18 protein-coding genes are annotated in these 19,902 nt (G+C 68.9%); 14 read left to right on the top strand and 4 right to left on the bottom strand.

Annotated elements, in window-relative coordinates; all coding sequences use genetic code 11:
* Positions 1-129: 129 nt before the first annotated feature.
* From CFB34_RS36700 to CFB34_RS36685, 4 genes are all read left to right on the top strand, one after another.
* Positions 130-2,082 carry a HAMP domain-containing sensor histidine kinase gene (locus tag CFB34_RS36700; protein WP_242808773.1) on the top strand — a complete coding sequence of 651 codons (1,953 nt, stop codon included), beginning with the start codon at positions 130-132 and terminating at the stop codon, positions 2,080-2,082.
* A gap of 184 nt (positions 2,083-2,266) precedes the next feature.
* Complete coding sequence (locus CFB34_RS36695; RefSeq protein WP_089444532.1) at positions 2,267-2,638, top strand: CidA/LrgA family protein; 372 nt, start codon at positions 2,267-2,269, stop codon at positions 2,636-2,638.
* Positions 2,635-3,369 carry an LrgB family protein gene (locus tag CFB34_RS36690; protein ID WP_089444531.1) on the top strand — a complete coding sequence of 245 codons (735 nt, stop codon included), beginning with the start codon at positions 2,635-2,637 and terminating at the stop codon, positions 3,367-3,369. The genes CFB34_RS36695 and CFB34_RS36690 overlap by 4 nt, the downstream gene beginning before the upstream one ends.
* 225 nt (positions 3,370-3,594) lie before the next feature.
* Positions 3,595-3,900 carry a hypothetical protein gene (locus tag CFB34_RS36685; protein ID WP_089444530.1) on the top strand — a complete coding sequence of 102 codons (306 nt, stop codon included), beginning with the start codon at positions 3,595-3,597 and terminating at the stop codon, positions 3,898-3,900.
* 91 nt (positions 3,901-3,991) lie between these two features.
* Here CFB34_RS36685 and wrbA read toward each other — a convergent pair whose 3' ends face one another.
* The gene (gene wrbA / locus CFB34_RS36680) at positions 3,992-4,594 is read right to left on the bottom strand and encodes an NAD(P)H:quinone oxidoreductase (RefSeq protein ID WP_039355294.1); all 603 of its coding nucleotides are present in this window, start codon (positions 4,592-4,594) and stop codon (positions 3,992-3,994) included.
* Between the two features lie 61 nt (positions 4,595-4,655).
* On the bottom strand, positions 4,656-5,381 hold the full coding sequence (locus CFB34_RS36675; protein WP_089444529.1) for a pirin family protein: 726 nt from the start codon (positions 5,379-5,381) through the stop codon (positions 4,656-4,658).
* Between the two features lie 128 nt (positions 5,382-5,509).
* Between CFB34_RS36675 and CFB34_RS36670 the strand changes: the two genes are divergently transcribed.
* The 7 genes from CFB34_RS36670 (at position 5,510) to CFB34_RS36640 (ending at position 13,497) form a co-directional block, all read left to right on the top strand.
* Positions 5,510-6,427 carry a LysR family transcriptional regulator gene (locus CFB34_RS36670; RefSeq protein ID WP_089444528.1) on the top strand — a complete coding sequence of 306 codons (918 nt, stop codon included), beginning with the start codon at positions 5,510-5,512 and terminating at the stop codon, positions 6,425-6,427.
* 94 nt (positions 6,428-6,521) lie between these two features.
* Complete coding sequence (locus CFB34_RS36665; protein WP_218828649.1) at positions 6,522-7,643, top strand: Fic family protein; 1,122 nt, start codon at positions 6,522-6,524, stop codon at positions 7,641-7,643.
* Positions 7,644-7,883: 240 nt separating this feature from the next.
* Entirely contained in the window at positions 7,884-8,078 is a 195-nt protein-coding gene (locus tag CFB34_RS36660) for a DUF3311 domain-containing protein (RefSeq protein ID WP_089444527.1), read from the top strand.
* 84 nt (positions 8,079-8,162) lie between these two features.
* Positions 8,163-9,557: a sodium:solute symporter family protein gene (locus CFB34_RS36655; RefSeq protein WP_089444526.1), complete on the top strand. Its 1,395-nt coding sequence runs from the start codon at positions 8,163-8,165 to the stop codon at positions 9,555-9,557.
* A gap of 36 nt (positions 9,558-9,593) precedes the next feature.
* The gene (locus tag CFB34_RS36650) at positions 9,594-11,261 is read left to right on the top strand and encodes an amidohydrolase (RefSeq protein ID WP_089444525.1); all 1,668 of its coding nucleotides are present in this window, start codon (positions 9,594-9,596) and stop codon (positions 11,259-11,261) included.
* Positions 11,258-12,265: a GTP-binding protein gene (locus CFB34_RS36645; protein ID WP_089444575.1), complete on the top strand. Its 1,008-nt coding sequence runs from the start codon at positions 11,258-11,260 to the stop codon at positions 12,263-12,265. The genes CFB34_RS36650 and CFB34_RS36645 overlap by 4 nt, the downstream gene beginning before the upstream one ends.
* 161 nt (positions 12,266-12,426) lie before the next feature.
* The gene (locus CFB34_RS36640; RefSeq protein WP_242808772.1) at positions 12,427-13,497 is read left to right on the top strand and encodes a lysozyme inhibitor LprI family protein; all 1,071 of its coding nucleotides are present in this window, start codon (positions 12,427-12,429) and stop codon (positions 13,495-13,497) included.
* A gap of 37 nt (positions 13,498-13,534) precedes the next feature.
* Here CFB34_RS36640 and CFB34_RS36635 read toward each other — a convergent pair whose 3' ends face one another.
* Complete coding sequence (locus tag CFB34_RS36635) at positions 13,535-14,620, bottom strand: LacI family DNA-binding transcriptional regulator (protein ID WP_089444524.1); 1,086 nt, start codon at positions 14,618-14,620, stop codon at positions 13,535-13,537.
* Positions 14,621-14,861: 241 nt separating this feature from the next.
* Here CFB34_RS36635 and rbsK point away from each other — a divergent pair, with 241 nt between their 5' ends.
* The 3 genes from rbsK to CFB34_RS36620 are packed head-to-tail and all read left to right on the top strand — an operon-like array spanning position 14,862 to position 18,157.
* The gene (gene rbsK, locus CFB34_RS36630) at positions 14,862-15,788 is read left to right on the top strand and encodes a ribokinase (RefSeq protein WP_089444523.1); all 927 of its coding nucleotides are present in this window, start codon (positions 14,862-14,864) and stop codon (positions 15,786-15,788) included.
* 60 nt (positions 15,789-15,848) lie between these two features.
* Complete coding sequence (locus CFB34_RS36625) at positions 15,849-17,168, top strand: MFS transporter (protein WP_089444522.1); 1,320 nt, start codon at positions 15,849-15,851, stop codon at positions 17,166-17,168.
* A 44-nt stretch (positions 17,169-17,212) separates the two neighbouring features.
* Positions 17,213-18,157 (top strand): dihydrodipicolinate synthase family protein, encoded by a 945-nt coding sequence (locus CFB34_RS36620; RefSeq protein ID WP_089444521.1) that lies wholly within the window; start codon positions 17,213-17,215, stop codon positions 18,155-18,157.
* A gap of 184 nt (positions 18,158-18,341) precedes the next feature.
* Here the strand turns inward: CFB34_RS36620 and fliD are convergent, their stop codons facing one another.
* Positions 18,342-19,844, bottom strand: a complete 1,503-nt coding sequence (gene fliD, locus CFB34_RS36615; protein ID WP_089444520.1) for a flagellar filament capping protein FliD — start codon at positions 19,842-19,844, stop codon at positions 18,342-18,344.
* Positions 19,845-19,902 lie beyond the last annotated feature (58 nt).

Genomic DNA, 19,902 nt, shown 5'->3' with positions numbered 1-19,902 from the left:
GACGGCAGCCGCGGCAGGACCCACGCGGTCCGCGGCGCATGACGCCGGTCGCCACCTCGCGTCGGCCGGCGCGGCGCGCTCGCCCGATGGAGAAGGCTGCGCGCATCCGGTGCGCATCGAGCCGGCATCGTGAACCTCCGCGGTCTGTCCATCCGGCAGCGAATGCGTGCCGGCATCGTGCTCGTCGTGATGCTGACGGCAGTCGCGTGCGGCACGAATCTGTGGGAAAGCTGTCGGCAGTATCGGCAGGGGATGCTCGACCTGCGCGATTTCGCGCTGATCGAGTGCATGATGATCGCGTCGAACCGGATCTCGGCCGAACGCTGGCCGGCCAACCGCTTGCTGGCGCTGCGGCGGCGCGATTCGGCCACGCAAGCGCAGGCCGTGCGCGATGCGCGCGCACACACGGATCAGGCGCTCGATGCGCTGCGAGACGACCTCACGCGGGCGGCGGCGCTCGGGGCATCCGAGCGCGGGGCCGCGCTGCACGCGCTCGCGTCGATACGCGCCGGGCTGGCCGGCGCGCGCGGCGAAGTCGATGCGCTCGCCGCGCGGCCCGCGGCGGCGCGTGCGACGTGGCAGGTGCAGGCTGCGCAGGACCGCATGTTCGCGGCCGCCGACGATCTGGCGGCGCTGACCAGCGGCGTGATGGCGGGCACGGCGATGCGTCATCCGGACACGGCAGGCGCGCTGGTCCTCGCGCGCCTGCTGGGCGACCTGCGTGAATACACCGGCCGGCTGGGCGCGCTGTTCGTCGCGCCGCTGGTGAGGAACGAGGCGCTCGACAATGATCGGCTGGCGCGCATCCTACAGATGCGCGGGCGCATCGTGCAGCTGCGCGCACTGATCGCCGGCGCGATTGCACCGGCGCTCGACGACGCGACGCTGTCGAACGACCTGGCGCGGCTGAACGACACAATGGACGGCAGCTTCCTGCCGCTCGTTGCCGCGACGCTTCGCGCGGGGCGCACGGGCACCTATGCGATGAACGCCGAGGATTTCGCGTCGCGGATCATGCACGACCTCGACGCGTCGGCGCACTTGCGCGACCACGTGCTCGACCTCACGCGGGCGCGCGCGGTGGCGCTGCGCGATGCGGCGCGCGTGCGGATGATGCTGTCCGGCGCCGAGGCGGCGTGTTGCGTCGCGATCCTGTTCCTGCTCGTGCGCGGCACGCAGCGGACGCTGTCGAAGCCGCTCGATGCGCTGAGCCGGCGCATCGTCGCGTTGAGCGAGGGCGACGTATCGCCGATCGTCCGGGTTCCGGGCACGAGCCCCGAGATCGCGCACGTGAACGACGCACTGGACGCGCTGCGTGGCGCCTACGTTCATCGCACGCTGCTCGAGCGGCAGCGCAACGACATGCTGACGCTGTTCTCGCACGACATGCGTGCGCCGCTCACGTCGGTCATCGTGCTTGTGGACGCGCCTGCCGCCTGCCCGCCCGACTGCGCGCTGCGCGGGCGTCTTCACGAGATCGGCGGGCTGGCGCGTCATACGCTCGCGATGGCGGACGGTTTCGCGCAGGTGTCGCGGGCGGAGGCGGGCGAGTACGCGTCGGAGCTCGTCAACGTGGCCGACCTGATGAATCAGGCTCGCGACGAAATCTGGCCGCGTGCGCGGGACAAGCACATCGCGATCGACGACGTCCCGTCGTGCGACGACGCCCTCGTGCATGGCGATCCGGCGCTGCTGTCGCGTGCGCTGGTCAATCTGCTGCGGAACGCGGTCGAATACAGCGCCGCGCATACCCGCATCGCGTGCAGCGTCGAGCTGGCGGACGACGGTGCTTCGGTGTGCTGCGTGATTCGCGACAACGGCTACGGGATCGCGGCCGAGGATCAGGCGCGCCTGTTCGAGCGTTACCGGCGCTTTCGCCTGCCGGGACAGCCCGACACGAAGGGTGTCGGGCTCGGCATGGCGTTCGCGAAGGCGGTCGTGGACCGGCACCGCGGCGAGATCCACGTGCGCAGCGCCCCGTGGCAGGGCACGACCGTGACGCTCACGCTGCCCGTGGCCGGCGTATCCGGCAACGCGCACGACCCGGGCAGCGCGATGTCGGCCGAACCGGTGCCGGGATGACGCGTGGCGGCAGGAGGCCGCACGCCGTGCAGCCGGTGGTGTCATCCCGCAGCTGCGCGCGGCGATGTCCGATCGCGCGTGAAGTTGGTACGATCGCGCGTATCGTTCACGCCGGCGCCGCAACCCGCCGGCCATCGGTCGCGCGGCCGTCCGGCAGCGCGGCCCCGTTCGGGAGAAGCGGTTCATGCTGCAGGCATTCGCGGTCTTGCTGACTTTCCAGTGTCTCGGGGAAGGCGTGTCCTACCTGTTCGGCCTGCCGGTGCCGGGCCCGGTGATCGGCATGCTGCTGCTGTTCGGCTTCGTGATGCTGCGCCCGCAGGTGGCCGACGCGATAGAGCCGACCGCGCTCGAGCTGCTGCGCCATCTGTCGCTGCTGTTCGTGCCGGCCGGCGTCGGCATCATGGTGTCGGCCGACCGCGTGCGCGGCGATGCGGTCGCGGTCGTCGTCGCGCTGGCGGCGAGCACCACGCTCGCGATCGCGGTGACCGCGCTCGTCACGCGCGCGTTGCTGCGCCGACAGCGGCGCGCGGACGGCGCGGCGGAGGGCACGCGATGACGGCCTTCCCGACACTCGGCGCGATCTGGGTCTATCTCGCCGCGACCCCGCTGCTGGGCCTGACCATCACGCTGATCGCCTATCTGTTCGCGCAGGCCGTCTATGCGCGGGCGCGCTTCAACCCGCTCGCGAACCCGGTGCTGATCGCGGTCGCGCTGATCGTCGTGCTGCTGACGATCACCCACACGCCGTATCCGACGTATTTCGAAGGCGCGCAGTTCGTGCATTTCCTGCTCGGCCCCGCGACCGTCGCGCTCGCGCTGCCGCTGTACCGCCAGTGGTCGAAGCTGCGCCGCGCCGCGGTGCCGCTGCTGGTCGGCCTGCTCGCGGGTTCGCTGACCGCGATCGTGTCGGCGGTGGGCATCGCGGCGCTGTTCGGCGCGTCGCACCAGACAATCGCGTCGCTGGCACCGAAATCGGCGACGACGCCGATCGCGATGGCCGTCGCGGCCGAAATCGGCGGGATTCCGTCGCTCACCGCCGTGCTTGTGATCTCGACCGGGATTTTCGGGGCGGTGTGCGCACGCGGGATCCTCAATGCGTTGCGGGTCGACGAACCGGCCGTGCGCGGCTTCGCGCTCGGCGTCGCGTCGCACGGGATCGGCACCGCGCGCGCGTTCCAGGTCAGCGAAGAGGCCGGCGCGTTCGCCGGGCTCGGGATGGGGCTGAACGGCGTGCTGACCGCCTTCGTCGTGCCGATCCTGCTGCCGGTGCTGTCGCGCTGGATCTGAGCGCCCGCCGGGCCGGGTTATCGGTTTCCCTGATGGCGCCGGCGCGGCGCCGAAACGGCGGCTTTCGCGGTGCGCATGTATCGTGGCCGTTATCAGGAGAATTCAGGAACGCACACGGACAACGGAATACTGATCGGCTAACGTTGCAACGGCGCCGATGTCGCAAGCGGTCGTGTGCGCGCCGGTGTTCGACCCACTTTCAACAATCGACAAGGAGATCCGGCCATGAAGCAGTCTCGCGTGGTATCGGTGGCACTAGCAGTAACGGCGTCGTTCGGTCTGCTGTTGACCGCCGCGCCGGCGGCATACGCGCAGGATCCGGCGTCCGCGCCGACGCAGAAGCAGCTCGACAAGGCGCAGAAGAAGGCGGCCCGCAAGGCCGCCCGGGCGCGGCATGCGTCGGACCTGAAGGCGATCGGCACGGGCAGCGGCTACCGGTTGACCAACGACCAGAGCAACTATCCGCAGAACGCCGCGCAGAAGGCGCCCGCGACGAAGGCGGCGCCGGCCGCCCCGGCATCGGGCCAGTAACGGCCGTAACCTCGGCACAGCGCGAACGGCGCCGGATCGACCGGCGCCGTTCGCGCATGTGCGGGGCGGCCCGAACGGCCGGGCCGTCGCGTTACGACGCGAGCTTGCTCGCGATTTCCGCGACGTGCTTGCCCTGGTAGCGCGCGATATCGAGCTCGTTCGCGCTCGGCTGGCGGCTGCCGTCCGCGCCCGCGAGCGTCGTCGCGCCATACGGCGTGCCGCCGGTGATTTCGTTCATGTTGACGAGGCCGCTGCAGGCGTACGGCACACCGACGATCACCATCCCGTGGTGCAGCAGCGTGGTGTGGAACGACGTGATCGTCGTTTCCTGGCCGCCGTGCTGCGTGCCGGTCGACGCGAACACGCTGCCGATCTTGCCGACGAGCGCGCCCTTCATCCACAGGCCGCCGGTCTGGTCGAGGAACGTGCGCATCTGGCCGGCCATGTTGCCGAAGCGGGTCGGCGTGCCGAAGATGATCGCATCGTAGTCGGCGAGTTCGTCCACCGTCGCGACCGGCGCGGCCTGATCGACCTTCACGCCGATCGCGCGGGCCTGGTCGACGGGAATCGTTTCCGGCACGCGCTTGAGCGTGACCTCGACGCCGGCCACCGATTTCGCGCCTTCCGCGATATGCTGCGCCATCGTTTCGACGTGCCCGTAGGACGAGTAGTAAAGAACGAGTACCTTGGCCATGTTGCGAATCTCCGATTAAAAGGGCCCCGCGTTCAGCGGGGCCCGGTTTCCCGAACGGGCGTCATGCCCACTCGGCCGTTACTTCGACCGGACGCAGGTCGAACACCAGCACTTCGGCATCCTTCCCGTCGGCGAACGTCAGCGCCTGTTCGTCGCGGATGCGCACGCCGTCGCCTTCGCCGAGCGTCACGCCGTTGACCGTCACGCTGCCGCGTGCCACGTGCACGTAGGCAAAGCGGTTCGGCGCCAGTTCCAGCGTCGCGCGTTCATCGCCGTCGAACAAGCCTGCGTAGATCCGCGTGTCCTGCCGGATCTTCAGCGAACCGGCGTCGCCGTTCGGCGAGACGACGAGCGCGAGCTTGCCGCGCTTGTCGTCGGCCGTGACGTTCGTCTGCTGATAACGCGGCTCGGCACCCTTTTCGGCCGGCCCGACCCAGATCTGCAGGAAGTGGACCGGCAGTTCCGGCGAGTGGTTGAACTCGCTGTGGCGCACGCCGGTGCCCGCGCTCATCAGCTGCACGTCGCCCGGCACGATCACCGAACCGGTGCCCATCGAGTCCTTGTGCTCCAGCGCGCCGTCGAGCACGTACGACAGGATTTCCATGTCGCGGTGCGGGTGCGTGCCGAAGCCGCGGCCCGGGGCGACGCGGTCGTCGTTGATCACCAGCAGGTCGGAGAAGCCGACTTGCTTCGGATCGTAGTAGTTCGCGAACGAAAACGTATGACGGGAGCTGAGCCAGCCATGCTCCGCACGGCCCCGTTGGTTTGCTGCACGGATTTCGATCATGATTTTTGTTCCTCAAGACGCCGGACCTCGGAAGTGGGCCCGGCCGTTCGTTGAGATGAATCTTAGGTCAATCGATTTGACAAATAAATGGCTGTAGCGATAATGACTGTCGCTATGGAGTGGACAATATGGAAATCAACGATCTCAGGATCTTCGTCGCGACGGTCGATGCGGGCAGCTTCACGGCGGCGGCCGACCAGCTGATGCTGTCCAAGCAATTCGTCAGCCGGCGCACGATGGCGCTGGAGGCGTCGCTCGGCGTGCGGCTGTTGCACCGGAACACGCGCAACCTTGCGGTGACCGAATCGGGGCAGGAGTTCTATGCGCGGGCGCAGCGGATCCTCGCGGAGATCGCCGACGCCGAGCAGGCGATGTCGGTGCGCAGCACCGAGCTGCACGGGTCGCTGAAAATCAGCGCGCCGCTGTCGTTCGGGATCACGCACGTGTCGCCGCTGATCGCCGAATTCCTGTCCGCGCACCCGGCCGTGCGGCTGAACCTCGACCTGACCGACCGGCGCGTCGACCTGATCGGCGAGGGCTTCGATCTCGTGCTGCGGATCGGCTCGCTCGAGGATTCGACGCTGATCGCGCGCCCGCTCGGCGCGTGGCGGATGATCGCGTGCGCGAGCCCCGCCTACCTGAAGCGGCAGGGCACGCCGCAGACGCCGGCCGATCTCGCGGGCCATACGTGCGTGCTGTACGGGCGCGAGCGGCGCATCGGCTGGGAATTCCGCGTCGACGGCGCGGCGCGCACGTTCGACGTGCAGGGGCCGCTGGTCGCGAACAACGGCGAGGTGGTGCGCGACGCGGCGATCGCGGGGCTCGGCATCGCGCTGCTGCCGGATTTCATCGTCGGCGGGGCGCTGGACAGCGGCGCGCTGGTACCGGTGCTCGACGCGTACGCGCCGTCGCCGATCACGCTCAATGCAGTGTTTCCGCAGCATCGGGAAGGGTTCGTCACGCTGCGCACGTTCATCGGGTTTCTCGCGGAACGGCTCGGCGACGCGGCGCCGGCCGCGAAGGGCGGGGCCGGGCGGGCGCGGTAGCGGGCCGGGTTGCGGGGAATAGGGGTGCTATTCTCCGCATGATTTGCGGAGAATATGGCGCTCTGCGGCGAATCGGTGGGATAATCTCCGCATCATGAGCGGAGATTACACCTACATCTGGGAGTCGGCCGACCGGCCCGCGTGGCGCTTCGACCTCCCTGCACTGGCGACGCCACTCGCCGACGTCAGCCGTGCGCAAGGCATGCTGGCCGGGCGGCTGGCGGATGTCGGCCTGGCGCTGCGCGACGAGGCCAGCCTCGCCGCGTTGACGGAGGACGTCGTCAAGACCAGCGCGATCGAGGGCGAAAGCCTGAACGTCGCATCGGTCCGGTCGTCGATCGCGCGCCGGCTCGGGGTCGACATCGGCGCGCTGGCGCCGGTCGATCGTCACGTCGAGGGCGTGGTCGACATGGTGCTGGACGCGACCACCCATGCGGCGGCGCCGGTCACGGACGCCCGTCTGTTCGGGTGGCATGCGGCGCTGTTTCCGACCGGCTATTCGGGGATGTCGCGGATCACGGTCGGCGGCTGGCGCACCGATGCCACCGGGCCGATGCAGGTCGTGTCCGGGCCGATCGGCCGGCAGCGCGTGCATTTCGAGGCGCCGCCCGCCGCGCGCCTCGCCGGCGAGGTCGCGCGCTTTCTCGCGTGGCTCAATGCCACGCCGGTCGAGCCGTTGCTGATCCGCGCCGGCCTCGCCCATCTTTGGTTCGTCACGCTCCATCCGTTCGACGACGGCAACGGCCGGATCGCGCGTGCGCTCGGGGATCTGGTCCTCGCGCGCGCCGACCGCAGTCCGCAGCGCTTCTACAGCCTGTCGGCGCAAATCCAGCGCGAGCGCAACGCGTATTACGACGTGCTGGAGCGGACCCAGCGCGGCTCGCTCGACGTCACCGAATGGCTCGCGTGGTTCCTGACCGCGCTCGGCCGTGCCATCGATCACGCGCACACGACGCTCGACGCGGTGCTGGTCAAGGCGCGTTTCTGGCAGCGCTGCGCGGGCTTCGCGATGAACGAACGCCAGGTGAAGGTGATGAATCGCCTGCTCGACGGCTTCGAGGGGAAGCTGACGTCGACCAAGTGGGCGGCGCTGGCGAAGTGCTCGCAAGACACCGCGCTGCGGGACATCACCGAACTCGTCGAGCATGGCGTGCTGCGCCGCTCGTCGTCCGGCGGCCGGAGCACGAGTTACGAGCTGATGCCGTTTGGCGGCTGACGCCATGACCGGTGGGCGTTGGCCGCGCCGGAGCGGAGCCGGGTTGCCGCTTGGATCGTTGCCGCGCTGACCGGGGCGCGTCGGACAATGGACCACTGGCCCAAGCGATTGCCCGCGTCTGGCACTATCCCGCGCCTTTTTGTCTTCGAATACTGGATTCGACGCCGGATGCCGCGCTGGCGACATCCGCCGCCTCCGCGTACGCCCCTTCCGTACGAACCCGCTTTCGAGGAGACACGCATGCTCAGGTATCTGATCGGCATCGGTATTCCGTATCTCGGCGTGATCGGCGTGCTGCCGTGGGCAGCCGCGCAGGACCGCTATGTGCTGGGCGTGCCGTTCATCTTCATGTGGATCTTCGCGTGGTTCGTGCTGACGTCCGGCTGCCTGTTCGCGTGCTGGATGCTGTTCGACCGCCGCGCGAGCGCCGCCTAGCGCACGCATCCGCTTCTTGCGGAGCGCCGGCCGCCCGCGCTTTCCGGCGAACCCTACGCATTCCTTTCCTTCGCAGAGGTGCGCATGTCCACGGTCGTCTTCGCCGCGCTGATCGCGCTGTCGCTCTATCTCGCCATTCGATCCGGCCGCGGCCGCGGCAAGCAGAGCGTGCATGACTTCTTCGTCGCGTCGCGCCAGTTCGGCACGGCGCTCGTGTTCTTCCTCACCGCCGGCGAGATCTACAGCATCGGCACGATGGTCGGCTTCCCCGGCGGCATCTACGCGAAAGGGCCGACCTACGGCGTGTGGTTCCTCGGCTACATCCTGCTCGCCTACCCGATCGGCTATTTCGTCGGCCCGAAGATCTGGGAGGCCGGCAAGCGCCACAACGCGATCACGCTGCCCGACCTGTTCAAGGGCCACTACCGCAGCCGCGGGCTCGAGCTGGTCGTTGCGTGCGCATCGATCCTGTTCCTGATCCCGTGGGGGCAGCTGCAGTTCACCGGCCTCGTCGCGGCGCTGAAGGGGCTCGGCTGGCACGTCGAGCCGCTGTACCTGATCCTCGTGTGCGCGGCGCTCGCGTTCACTTATATCGCGATTTCGGGCGTGCGCGCGTCGGCGTACATCGCGATTCTGAAGGACATCCTGATGCTGCTCGCGATCGTCGTGACGGGCGTGACCGTCGCGTGGCAGGTGGGCGGCGTGCATCCGGTGTTCGACGCCGCGAGCCGGCAGGTCAGCAACACGATGAGCGGATCGCAGCTGCGCTTCTCGATGAGCACGATGCTGTTCCAGTCGCTCGGCTTCTACCTGATGCCGTTCGCCGCGCAGAATTTCTTCACCGCGCGTGGGCCGGACGCGATCCGGCGCACGCAGGTCGTGATGCCGCTGTACATGCTGATGTATCCGTTCCTCGTGATCGCGTCGTACTACGCGATCACCGCGAACCTGACGCTCGCGTCGCCGAACGACGCGTTCTTCGCCGCCGTCACGCACCTGCTTCCCGGCTGGCTGATCGGCCTCGTCGCGGCCGGCGCCGCGCTGTCGGGGCTGCTCGTGCTGGCCGGCATCTGCCTCGCGATCGGGCCGATCGTCACGCGCAACCTGATGCCGAACCTGCCGGAATCGCGCCAGAAGCGTGCGGCGAAATACGTGATCGTCGGCTACCTGCTGCTGTCGATCGCGACCACGATGCTCACGCCGAACCTGATGCTCACGCTGATCAACACCACGTACTACGGCGTCACGCAGTTCCTGCCGGGCGTGCTGATCCTGCTCGCAGGGCGCCGCGTGCGGCCGGTCGCGGTCGGGGCCGGGATGATCTGCGGCCAGGTGCTCGCGATGATCTTCTACGTGCTCCATGTCGACTTCGGCGGCATCAACCTCGGCCTCGTGTGCCTCGTCGTCAACGTGCTCGTCGTCGCGGCCGTGCATGCGATGCTGCATGGCCGTCCCGTGAAGCAATACGCCGTTTCCTGACCCATCGGCGGTCCGCCGCAAGGAGAGCAGTGACACATGCCAGCATCCGCAACCCCGGCCGCACCCGTGACGGTGTTCACCGCGCGCCGCATCCTGACGATGAACCCGGCGCAGCCGTCGGCCACGCACGTCGCCGTGCGCGACGGCCGCATCCTCGCGGTCGGTGACGCCGCCGACGCGGCCACGTGGCACGCGCGGTTCGGCGCGTGCACGACCGACGACACGCTGCGCGACAAGGTGCTGATGCCGGGGCTCGTCGAAGGGCATTGCCACCTGATGGAAGGCGCGATGTGGGACGCCGTGTACGTCGGCTACTACGACCGGCGCGGCCCCGACGGCACGCTGTGGCCAGGGCTGCGCTCGCTCGACGCGGTGCTCGCACGGCTCGCGGAAGCCGAGCGCGCGATGACCGACGACGGGCCGCTGCTCGCGTGGGGCTTCGATCCGATCTTCTTCGGCACCGCGCGGCTGACCGCGCACGAACTCGACCGCGTGTCGGCGCAGCGGCCGATCGCGATCCTGCATGCGAGCGTGCACCTGATGAACGTGAACGGTGCGATGCTCGCGCGCGCCGGCATCGACGAGGACACCGACATCGACGGCGTGACGCGCGATGCCGACGGCCGCCCGACCGGCGAGCTGCAGGAGTTCGCGGCGATGCTGCCGGTGTATCAGACGATCGGCGGCAAGCTCGCGATTTCCGCGAGCGAGAAGCCGCACGCCGTCTGGAATTTCGGGCGCGTCGCGCAACTGGCCGGCGTGACGACGGCCACCGATCTCGTCAACGACCTGTCGGCCGATGGCAACCGCACGCTGCGCGACGTCACCGCCGATCCCGATTACCCGGTGCGGATCGTGCCGGCGTTCGCGCCGCAGCGCAATCCGGCGCGTTCGGCCGACAGCGTGCTGGAGGAGATCGAGCGCAATACCGACAAGCTGCATTTCGGGCCGGTGAAGTTCATCGTCGACGGCTCGATCCAGGGCTTCACCGCGCGCGTGCGTTGGCCCGGTTACGCGGGTGGCCAGCCGAACGGGTTATGGCTGATTCCGCCCGCCCAGCTCGTCGACGTGTTCGAGCCGTTTCATCGCGCGGGGCTGCAACTGCACGTGCATACCAACGGCGACGAAGCGACCGACGTCGTGCTCGACGCGATGGCGACGCTGCTCGCGCGCCATCCGCGTCCCGATCATCGTCATACGCTGCAGCATTGCCAGATGGCCGATGCCGCGCAGTTGAAGCGCGTACGCGCGCTCGGGATGTGCGTGAACTTCTTCGCGAATCATCTGTACTACTGGGGAGACGCGCATTACGGCCAGACCATCGGCCCCGATCGCGCGAACCGGATGGATGCGGCCGGCTCCGCGCAGCGGCTCGGCATTCCGTTCGCCTTGCATTCGGATGCGCCGATCACGCCGCTCAATCCGCTGTTCACCGCATGGTGCGCGGTGCAGCGCGAGACGGCGTCCGGGCGTGTGCTCGGCGAAGGCGAGCGGATTTCAGTCGACGACGCGCTGCATGCGATCACGCTCGGCGCGGCCTATACGTTGCGGATGGATCATCTCGTCGGCAGCATCGAGATCGGCAAGTTCGCGGATTTCGCGGTGCTCGACGATGATCCCTCGGTCTGTGCGCCCGCACGCCTGAAGGCGCTCGCCGTGTGGGGCACCGTGCTCGGCGGGCGCGTGTTCCGGTCGCCGCGATGAGTGCGCCAGGCGACGCCGTCGTGCCCGTTGCGGCTGCGCCCGCACCGATCGACCTCGCGGTGATCGGCGGCTATCTCGGCGCGGGCAAGACGACGGTCGTCAACGCGATCCTGCAGGCGCCACACGGCCGGCGCATCGCAGTGCTCGTCAACGATTTCGGCGCGGTGAACATCGATGCGCGCCTCGTGCGGGCGCGCGGCGACGACGTGATCGAACTCGACAACGGCTGCATCTGCTGCACGATCGGCGGCGCGCTCGTCGATGCGCTGACGCGCGTCGCGACGCGCGACGCGCGGCCCGACCTGCTGCTCGTCGAAGCGAGCGGCGTGGCCGATCCCGCGAAGATCGCGCAGATCGGGCTGCTGAACGGTGCGTTCCGGCTGACGTCGGTGCTCGTCGTCGCCGATGCGCTCGCGTGGCGCGACACGCTCGCCGATCCGCTCGTCGGCGCGATGGCGCAGCGACAGCTCGACGGTGCGGGCGCGATCGTCGTGACCAAGCTCGACTGCATTGCGCCGGACCGGCGCGACGCGGTACTCGACGACGTGCGCGCGTGTGCGCCGACCGACATCGTCGTCGCCGCGCGCCATGGCGAGATTCCGCTCGCGCTGCTGTTCGATGCGGCGGTGCCCGAGCGTGGCGCGATGCCGGCGGGTTTCGCGCGTGCGCACCGGGTGATCGGACATGACGCGATGCCGGCGTTCGCGAGCGTTACCGTCGCCGCGCCGGACGTGCTCGACAAGGCGCGGCTGCGTGCGTGGCTGAAGGCGTTGCCGCGCACGATCCTGCGCGCGAAGGGCATCGTGCGCGTGGCCGATGCGCAGGGCGCGGTCGCCACGCGCGTGTGCCAGGTCGCCGTGCGGCGCATCCGGTTCTCGTCGATGGAAGACGAAGGGCTGGCCGCGCACGAAGAAGATGGCGTAATGGTGTTCATTGGGTTCATCGATGCCGCAGTGGAAGCCATATTGCGTGACGGCATCGTGCAATGCCGCGCGGCCACATGAACGGTTGCGCTGACATCGACCATCGATTGATCGGCGCCGCGCATTCGGGTTAGGCTTCGGCGAGCAACGGCATGCGCCGCATGCCGGGCCGGACGTTTTTACCTCGAATGCCGCGTGCAGGTAGCTTCTACAGGCGCGCGATCCTGCGACGAGCCAAGCCGATGACCCTCCACAATCAAAAGAATGCGCGCGGGCAAGCCGCGATTTCCGCCCGTGCCGTGCGGCACACGCACCTGCGATCCGTCGCGGCCGCCGCGTTGCTGACCCTGCTGCCGTTCGCCGCGCAGGCCGCCGGTTTCGACTGCGCGAGGGCCGCGTCGCCCACCGAGAAGGCAATCTGCGCGGATACCGCGCTGTCGAAGCTCGACGGCGACCTGGCGACGGCGTGGAAGCAGGCGCTCGCAAAAGGCGGCGATACGGCCGCGCTGAAAGCCGCGCAGCTGAAGTGGCTCAAGCAGCGCGACCGGTGCGGCGGCGACGCGCAGTGCCTCGGCGATCGCTACCGCGAACGGCTCGCGAGCCTGAACGGCAAGCCGCTGGCCGCCGACCGCTGGCAGCAGACGTGGTACATGACGAGCGACAACCCGTCGTTTGGCGGCGTGCTGACGTTTACCGGCACGGCGCCGCGCCTGCATTTCGAGCTGAGCGGCAACAACGGCGCGAATACGGGCGGGCTCGATGGCGACATCGTGCTGCACGGCGACAGCGGCACCTACCGCAACGACAAATGCCGGCTCGATTTCGAACGGAAGGGCGGGCGCATCGGCGTCACGCAACACGGCGCGGATGTCGATTGCGGTGCGGGCTCGGGTGTTGTCTATGGCGGCCGGTATGTGACCGCGTCGCAGTTCCAGGCCAAACCGGCGGCCGACCTGCTGAGCCTCAAGGTCGTCGACGACGCGACGCAGAACGCGGCCGCGCACAAGCTGCTCGGCGCCGACTACCAGACGCTCGTCGACAACGTCAATTACAGCGCCGACGAGAAGGATCTCGACGGGCTGAACGTGCATGTGGCGTCGTACTGGGTGCGCGGCATCGCGACGACGAATGCCGCGATCGTGATGCGCCGTGGTAACGACCTGTGGATCGGCCTGCTCGTGTTCGACGCGAAGAACAACGTACGGATGCGCTATTACACGAACGTGCCGGCGTGGAAGAAAAACGTGCCGAAGACCATCCAGGCGTGGCATGACAATCTCGACAAGACGCTGCCGGTCGACGTGATGCAGTGACGGGCGGGACGGGCAGCCGAAGCTGCCCGGCGCGTCTTTATTTTTTACGTCCTGCGCGAACCTGCGCCGGCGGCGCAGCCGATTCCCGCATGCGCAACTCCGGCAGCACCGCGTGCCCCGGCCCCGTTGCGCCGTTCTCGAGCGCGTCGAGCAACGCCTGCGCGGCCTGGCGCCCGATCGCGTGGGTGTCGACCCACATCGTCGTCAGCGGCGGCTGGATCTCGCGCGCGAGCGCGATGTCGTCGAAGCCGGTGATCGACAATTGCGCGGGCACGTCGATGCCGAGCGCCTGCGCCTCGAGCAACGCGCCCAGCGCGAGCGCGTCGTTGCCGCAGATCACGGCGGTCGGGCGCGTGGCCGCGTCGCTGTCGGCGATCGCACGCAGGCTCGCCCGCCCGAACGCGATCGTGGCCGCGCCTTCGTGCTGATGGACGGGGCGTACCGCGAGCCCGCGCGCGGCCAGCGTGTCGTGAATGCCGCGCAGGCGCGCCTGCACACGGTCGTTGTCGGCGGACGGCTGCATGATGATCGCGAAATCGCGGTGGCCGAGGTCGAGCAGGTGGGTGGTGAGCTGCGCGAACGCCGCGCGGTTGTCGAAGCCGATGCAGCAGTGCGGGCTGTCGTCGCGATACGCATAAGTGACGACGTACGGCACGCGGTGCATCGCAAGCAGTTCGAACAATTCCGGCGGATACGCTTCGCCGACGAGCGACACGGCTTCCACGCCGCGCGACAGCATCGCGCGCACCTGGTCCAGCGCCTGCGCGGGATCGTAGTTCGAGCAGCCGAGGAACAGCGTGATGCCGTGCTCGGCCATGACCGTCTGCATGCCCGCGACCTGCGAGGCGAACACCTGGTCGTCGAGCGTCGGAATGATCGCGCCCGTGATGTGGGTGCGCGTGGACGCGAGCGCGCGGCCCGCCGCATTCGGAATCCAGTTCAGCGCGCGCGCCGCGTCGCGCACGCGCTGCTGCACGTCGGCCGACACCTTGCCGGGATCGTTGTACACGCGCGAAACGGTCGCGGTCGACACGCCGGCCAGCTTCGCGACATCGCCGAGCACCGAGCGGCCGCTGCCGCGGCGCGCGCGGGGCGCGCCGGCGCGGGACGGAGGCGAGCTCATCGGCCGGCTCCCGGCGTAGCGGCGGTGCCGGCGCGGTGCGTTGTCAAATGCGTCATTGTTTACCCTCGGTTCGTGGTGGCGCCGCTTGCATTCTCGCTCGACCCTGTGAGAATGTAAGCGCTATCTTGACGTGCTTCCGTATTATGTCAGACGCATATTCTATCCATATCGTGAAATTTTCATCGACGACGGCCATTCCGGCCTTTTTGTCCGTCGCAAATGTAAGCGGTTACATTCGGAAATGAGAGACACCCCTTCCCCGCGCATCGCCGTCGTCGGCAGCGTCAACATCGACCTCGTCACACGTGCGCCGCGCCTGCCGGTGCCGGGCGAGACGCTGCTCGGCACCGATTTCCAGACCGTCCATGGCGGCAAGGGCGCGAACCAGGCGGTCGCGGCTGCGCGCCTGGGCGCGTCGGTCGCGATGATCGGCTGCGTCGGCGACGACGCGTTCGGCGCGCGCCTGCACGACGCGCTGTCGGCAGAGGGCATCGACGTGACGCACCTCGACCGGATCGCCGGCACCGCGACCGGGGTGGCCACGATCACGGTCGATGAAGGCGGCGCGAACAGCATCGTCGTCGTGCCCGGCGCGAATGCGCGCCTCGATGCCGGCCGGATCGATGCGGCGCGCGAAACGATCGCCGGCGCGGCGATGCTCGTGAGCCAGCTCGAAGTGCCGGTCGCCACCGTGGCGCGCGCCATTGCCTGCGCGTCGGCACACCGTACGCCGGTGCTGCTCAATCCCGCGCCCGCGCAGCGGCTGTTCGACGCGCTGCTCGCACGGGTCGACTACCTCGTCGTCAACGAAACCGAAGCCGAGTCGCTGACCGGCATCGCCGTCGGCGACGATGCGTCCGCCGTGCGCGCCGCCGATGCGCTGTGCGCGAAGGGCGTGGGCAACGTGCTGGTCACGCTCGGCGCGCGCGGCGTGTGCTGGCGCGGCGGTGCAGGCAACGGCCGCCTGCGGGCGATGTCGGTGGTCGCCGTCGATACGACCGCGGCCGGCGACACCTTCGTCGGCGGGTTCGCGGCCGCTCGCGCGGGCGGCGCGTCGATGGACGACGCGATCGGCTTCGGCCAGCGCGCCGCCGCGATCAGCGTGACGCGCCACGGCGCGCAGACCTCGATTCCGACGCGCGACGAAGTGGCATGCCTGGAACCTTGAATTCCGCATCAGACGGACAGGCCGGAACCGGCCGATATCACTGACATGGAGACAACCGCAATGAACGAAACCCCGACCGTTCCGCCCGCCCCGCCGCGTATCCGGCGCGGGCAACGCATCGCGCTCGCGCTGTTGATGGTGAGCGGCATCGTCAACTACCTCGATCGCGGCACGCTGGCCGTTGCAAGCTCGGCGATCCGCGCCGATCTCGGGCTGTCGCTCGCGCAGATGGGGCTGCTGCTGTCGGCCTTCTCGTGGAGCTACGCGCTGTGCCAGTTTCCGGTCGGCGGGCTGGTCGACCGCATCGGGCCGCGCCGGCTGCTCGGGATCGGCCTGATCGTATGGTCGATCGCGCAAGCGGCGGGCGGCATCGTGTCGACCTTCGGCTGGTTCATCGCCGCGCGCATCGTGCTCGGCATCGGCGAGGCGCCGCAATTCCCGTCGGCCGCGCGGGTGGTGAGCAACTGGTTTCCGCTGCGCGCACGCGGCACGCCGACCGGCATTTTCAACGCCGCGTCGCCGCTCGGCACCGCGCTTGCGCCGTTGCTGCTGTCGATCCTCGTCGCGTCGTTCGACTGGCGCTGGGCGTTCATCGCGACGGGCGCAGCCGGTCTCGTCGTCGCCGTCGTCTGGTTCGCGCTGTACCGCGATCCGGTGCGCGCGCAACTGACTGCCACCGAGCGCAACTATCTCGACGCCGACGCGCAAAGCACGGTCGCGGCGCCGAAACTGACGTTCGCCGAATGGCGCGGCCTGTTCTCGCACGGTACGACCTGGGGGATGCTGATCGGCTATTTCGGTTCCGTGTACCTGAACTGGGTGTACCTGACCTGGCTGCCGGGCTACCTGACGATGGAGCGGCACATGAGCCTGATCCGCACCGGTTTTGCCGCGTCGGTGCCGTTCCTGTGCGGGTTCGTCGGCTCGCTGCTGGCCGGCTGGCTGTCGGACCTGGTCACGCGCCGCAGCCGTTCGCCGGTCGCGAGCCGGCGCAATGCGGTGGTGGTCGCGATGCTCGGGATGGTCGCGTTCACGATTCCCGCCGCGCTCGTGCAGAGCAACACGGTGGCGCTCGCCTGCATTTCGGTCGTGATCTTTCTCGCCAACGCGGCGTCGGCCTGCTCGTGGGCGCTCGCGACGGCAGCCGCGCCGCCGAGCCGCATTGCGTCGCTCGGCGCGATCCAGAATTTCGGCGGTTTCATCGGTGGCGCGCTCGCGCCGATCCTGACGGGCATCATCGCGCAGAAGTGGTCGTTCGTGCCGGCGCTGCTGGCGGCCGCGGCGATCGCGTTCGCGGGCGCGATGGCGTACCTGCTGCTGGTGCGCAAGCCGATTCCCGAGCAGGCCGCGAACGCCGCGCCCGGGCCGTTGCCGGCCTGAGCACGCGGCATGCGCCACGCATTCACTGAAGCAAGGAGAAACAGATGCAACACCCGCAGCAATCGAACGTGACCATCGAGGGCATCGTCCCGGTGATGCTGACGCCGTTCGACGACGCCGGCGCGATCGACTACGCCGGGCTCGAGCGGCTCATCGAATGGTATCTGGCGCACGGCGCCGATGCGTTGTTCGCGGTCGCGCAGTCGAGCGAGATGCAGTTCCTGAGCCTGGCCGAACGCGCGGCACTCGCGCGCTTCGTGGTCGAGCGGGTGGCCGGGCGCGTGCCGGTCGTCGCGTCCGGGCACATCAGCGACGATCTCGACGCGCAGGCCGACGAGCTGTGCGCGGCGGCCGAATCGGGCGCGCAGGGCGTCGTGCTCGTGACCAACCGGCTCGATCCGCAGCGCAAGGGCAGCGCGGCGCTGCTCGACCACCTGCACCGGCTGCTCGCGCGCTTGCCGTCGGATCTGCCGCTCGGGCTGTACGAGTGCCCGGCGCCTTACCGGCGGCTGCTGTCGGATGACGAACTGCGTGCGTGCATCGACACGGGCCGCTTCGTGATGCTCAAGGATGTGAGCTGCGACCTGGAGACGGTGAAGCGGCGCGTCGCGCTCGCCGAGGGCTCGCCGCTGAAGATCCTCAACGCGAACGCCGCGATTGCGTGGGACGCGATGAAGGCGGGGTCCGCCGGCTTCAACGGCGTGTTCACCAACTTCCATCCGGACCTGTACCGGTGGTTGCGCACGCAAGGGGCATCGAATCCGGCGCTGGCCGACGAGCTGTCGACGTTCCTCGTCGTGTCGGCGGTGTCGGAGGCGCTGGGGTACCCGGCGCTCGCGAAGCTCTATCACCAGCGAATCGGCACCTTCGCGTCGATCCGGTGCCGCGTGATCGACTACGACGTGCGTGAGCGGTTCTGGGCGCTCGATGCGGTGCTCGACAAGATCGTGGCCGGGACCGAGCATTTCCGGCGGAGGATCGCCGCGTAATCGTGCGCGCGCGGGCGGCCGAGGTTGACGGTGCCGGACGGGGAACCGAACCCGGCGCATGCTCGCGCACTGCCGGGCGTGCGTGAGCGAGGCTTCCACGCGGGACACCGTGCGCGGCGGCGCGAGCCGGTCGATCCATTGACCGGCGGCCGCCGCCACGATCGTCGGTCGGCCCGGACGCGCGTCACTTGTTCGCCAGTGTGCCGCTGCTGTTGGCCCCGCCGAACAGCCGCGTCAGGTACTGCGTGTTCGAGTTCATCTTGGCCATCAGCGCGTTGAGTGCCGTGAACTGCGCCTGGTACTGCTTGGTCAGTTGCGCGGCGTAGTCGGCCAGATTCGTCTGTTGCTGCGTGACGCGCTTCAGGTCGGCGCCCAGCGCGTTCGTGCGCAGGTCGATCATCCCGCCCGGCTTCGTGAAGGTCGCGATCTGGTCGGTCAGCTGCTTGCCGACCCCGTTCGTCGCGTTGAACAGGTGCGCGACCCCCGACGGGTTGTTGTTCAGCGCACTGTCGAGCTTCGCGCTGTCGGCCCTTAGCGTGCCGTCCTTCTCGAGTGACACGCCGATCGCCGCCAGGTTCGTGTGCCCGTCGCCGTTCTTGTTGGGAACGCCGCGCGCGATGGTCGACGCGAGGGCGTTGCGGATCGTGTGCAGCGTCGAATCGCCGATCAGCGCGCCCTGCGCGCTCGCCCCTGGCGTGTAGCTCGACAGCGCGCCCATCGTCTTGACGACGGCGTTGTACTGGTTCACGAAATTCGTGATCGTGGCCGCCTGCGACTTCGTGTCGGGGCTGACCGTCAGCGTCTGCGTATCGGTTGCGCTGACCGCGGCCGCCGACAAGTTCAGCGTGATGCCGTTCAGCACGCCCGTCACCGTGTTGCTCGCGCTGGTCGACGCGATGCCGCTGACCGTGAACTTCGCGTCCTGCGCCACGGCGCTTTGCCGCCACGCGGCCGCGCCGTTCGCCGAGTCGATCTTCGACGGGCCGCCCGTCGTGTCGGCCGTCGACGTGACGCCGAGGTTCGACAGCCCGTTGTCGTTGGCCACGTTGCCGACCGCGACGCTGATCGTGCTCGCCGAGCCCGTCTTCGACGACGCGAGCATGAGGTGCGCGCCGTCGGTGCCGTTGATGACCGTCGCGCTGATTCCCGGGTTTTTCGCTGCGGAGTTGATCGCGGCCGCGATGCCTGACAGCGTGTTGTTCGTGCCGTTGACGTCGACTTTGAACGACTGGTTGCCGAACGACAGCGTCAGGGTACCGGTGCCGAGCGCCTTCTTTCCGTCGACGCCCGACGAAGCCAGCGACTGCGCGGTCGCGATCTGCGTGACGCCGATCGTGTAGGTGCCGGCAACCGCGCCTGCACTCGGCGTCGCGGTCAGGCCCTTGCCGCTCGCGACCGCGGTGAACGTCGACTGCAGCGCGCCATTCGCCAGCGTGGCGAGGCTCGCTTCGAGCGCGCCCAACGCGGACGACAGCGCGCCGAATGCGGAAATCTGCGTGGTGCCGGTCTGCTGCGACGCGGCGAGCGCCGCGGCCCGGCCGGCCGTCTTCGCGTTCACCATCGTCGTGACGAGCAAGCCGACATCCATCGACCCATTGCCGGTCGAGCCGTTGATGATCGATTGCGCTGCCTGTTGCAACAGGCTGTTCGGGTTCGCGCTGCTGTTCACGGACATGTTCGTTGCCATGGGGGTCTCTGGTTGAAAAGCGTTCCCGTGACGAGCGGCTGTCGACGGCCTGCGTCGA

Origin of the sequence: Burkholderia sp. HI4860, from assembly GCF_002223045.2 — a bacterium.
Taxonomy (GTDB): Bacteria; Pseudomonadota; Gammaproteobacteria; order Burkholderiales; family Burkholderiaceae; genus Burkholderia.
Note: the sequence above shows the minus strand (reverse complement) of the source record. Positions and strands in the feature narration are given on the sequence as shown.

Bases quoted from the DNA above. Each gene is read 5' to 3' on its own strand.
- CFB34_RS36695 (WP_089444532.1), top strand. From the start codon at position 2,267: ATGCTGCAGGCATTCGCGGTCTTGCTGACTTTCCAGTGTCTCGGGGAA.
- CFB34_RS36690 (WP_089444531.1), top strand. From the start codon at position 2,635: ATGACGGCCTTCCCGACACTCGGCGCGATCTGGGTCTATCTCGCCGCG.
- CFB34_RS36685 (WP_089444530.1), top strand. From the start codon at position 3,595: ATGAAGCAGTCTCGCGTGGTATCGGTGGCACTAGCAGTAACGGCGTCG.
- wrbA (WP_039355294.1), bottom strand. From the start codon at position 4,594: ATGGCCAAGGTACTCGTTCTTTACTACTCGTCCTACGGGCACGTCGAA.
- CFB34_RS36675 (WP_089444529.1), bottom strand. From the start codon at position 5,381: ATGATCGAAATCCGTGCAGCAAACCAACGGGGCCGTGCGGAGCATGGC.
- CFB34_RS36670 (WP_089444528.1), top strand. From the start codon at position 5,510: ATGGAAATCAACGATCTCAGGATCTTCGTCGCGACGGTCGATGCGGGC.
- CFB34_RS36665 (WP_218828649.1), top strand. From the start codon at position 6,522: ATGAGCGGAGATTACACCTACATCTGGGAGTCGGCCGACCGGCCCGCG.
- CFB34_RS36660 (WP_089444527.1), top strand. From the start codon at position 7,884: ATGCTCAGGTATCTGATCGGCATCGGTATTCCGTATCTCGGCGTGATC.
- CFB34_RS36655 (WP_089444526.1), top strand. From the start codon at position 8,163: ATGTCCACGGTCGTCTTCGCCGCGCTGATCGCGCTGTCGCTCTATCTC.
- CFB34_RS36650 (WP_089444525.1), top strand. From the start codon at position 9,594: ATGCCAGCATCCGCAACCCCGGCCGCACCCGTGACGGTGTTCACCGCG.
- CFB34_RS36645 (WP_089444575.1), top strand. From the start codon at position 11,258: ATGAGTGCGCCAGGCGACGCCGTCGTGCCCGTTGCGGCTGCGCCCGCA.
- CFB34_RS36640 (WP_242808772.1), top strand. From the start codon at position 12,427: ATGACCCTCCACAATCAAAAGAATGCGCGCGGGCAAGCCGCGATTTCC.
- CFB34_RS36635 (WP_089444524.1), bottom strand. From the start codon at position 14,620: ATGAGCTCGCCTCCGTCCCGCGCCGGCGCGCCCCGCGCGCGCCGCGGC.
- rbsK (WP_089444523.1), top strand. From the start codon at position 14,862: ATGAGAGACACCCCTTCCCCGCGCATCGCCGTCGTCGGCAGCGTCAAC.
- CFB34_RS36625 (WP_089444522.1), top strand. From the start codon at position 15,849: ATGAACGAAACCCCGACCGTTCCGCCCGCCCCGCCGCGTATCCGGCGC.
- CFB34_RS36620 (WP_089444521.1), top strand. From the start codon at position 17,213: ATGCAACACCCGCAGCAATCGAACGTGACCATCGAGGGCATCGTCCCG.
- fliD (WP_089444520.1), bottom strand. From the start codon at position 19,844: ATGGCAACGAACATGTCCGTGAACAGCAGCGCGAACCCGAACAGCCTG.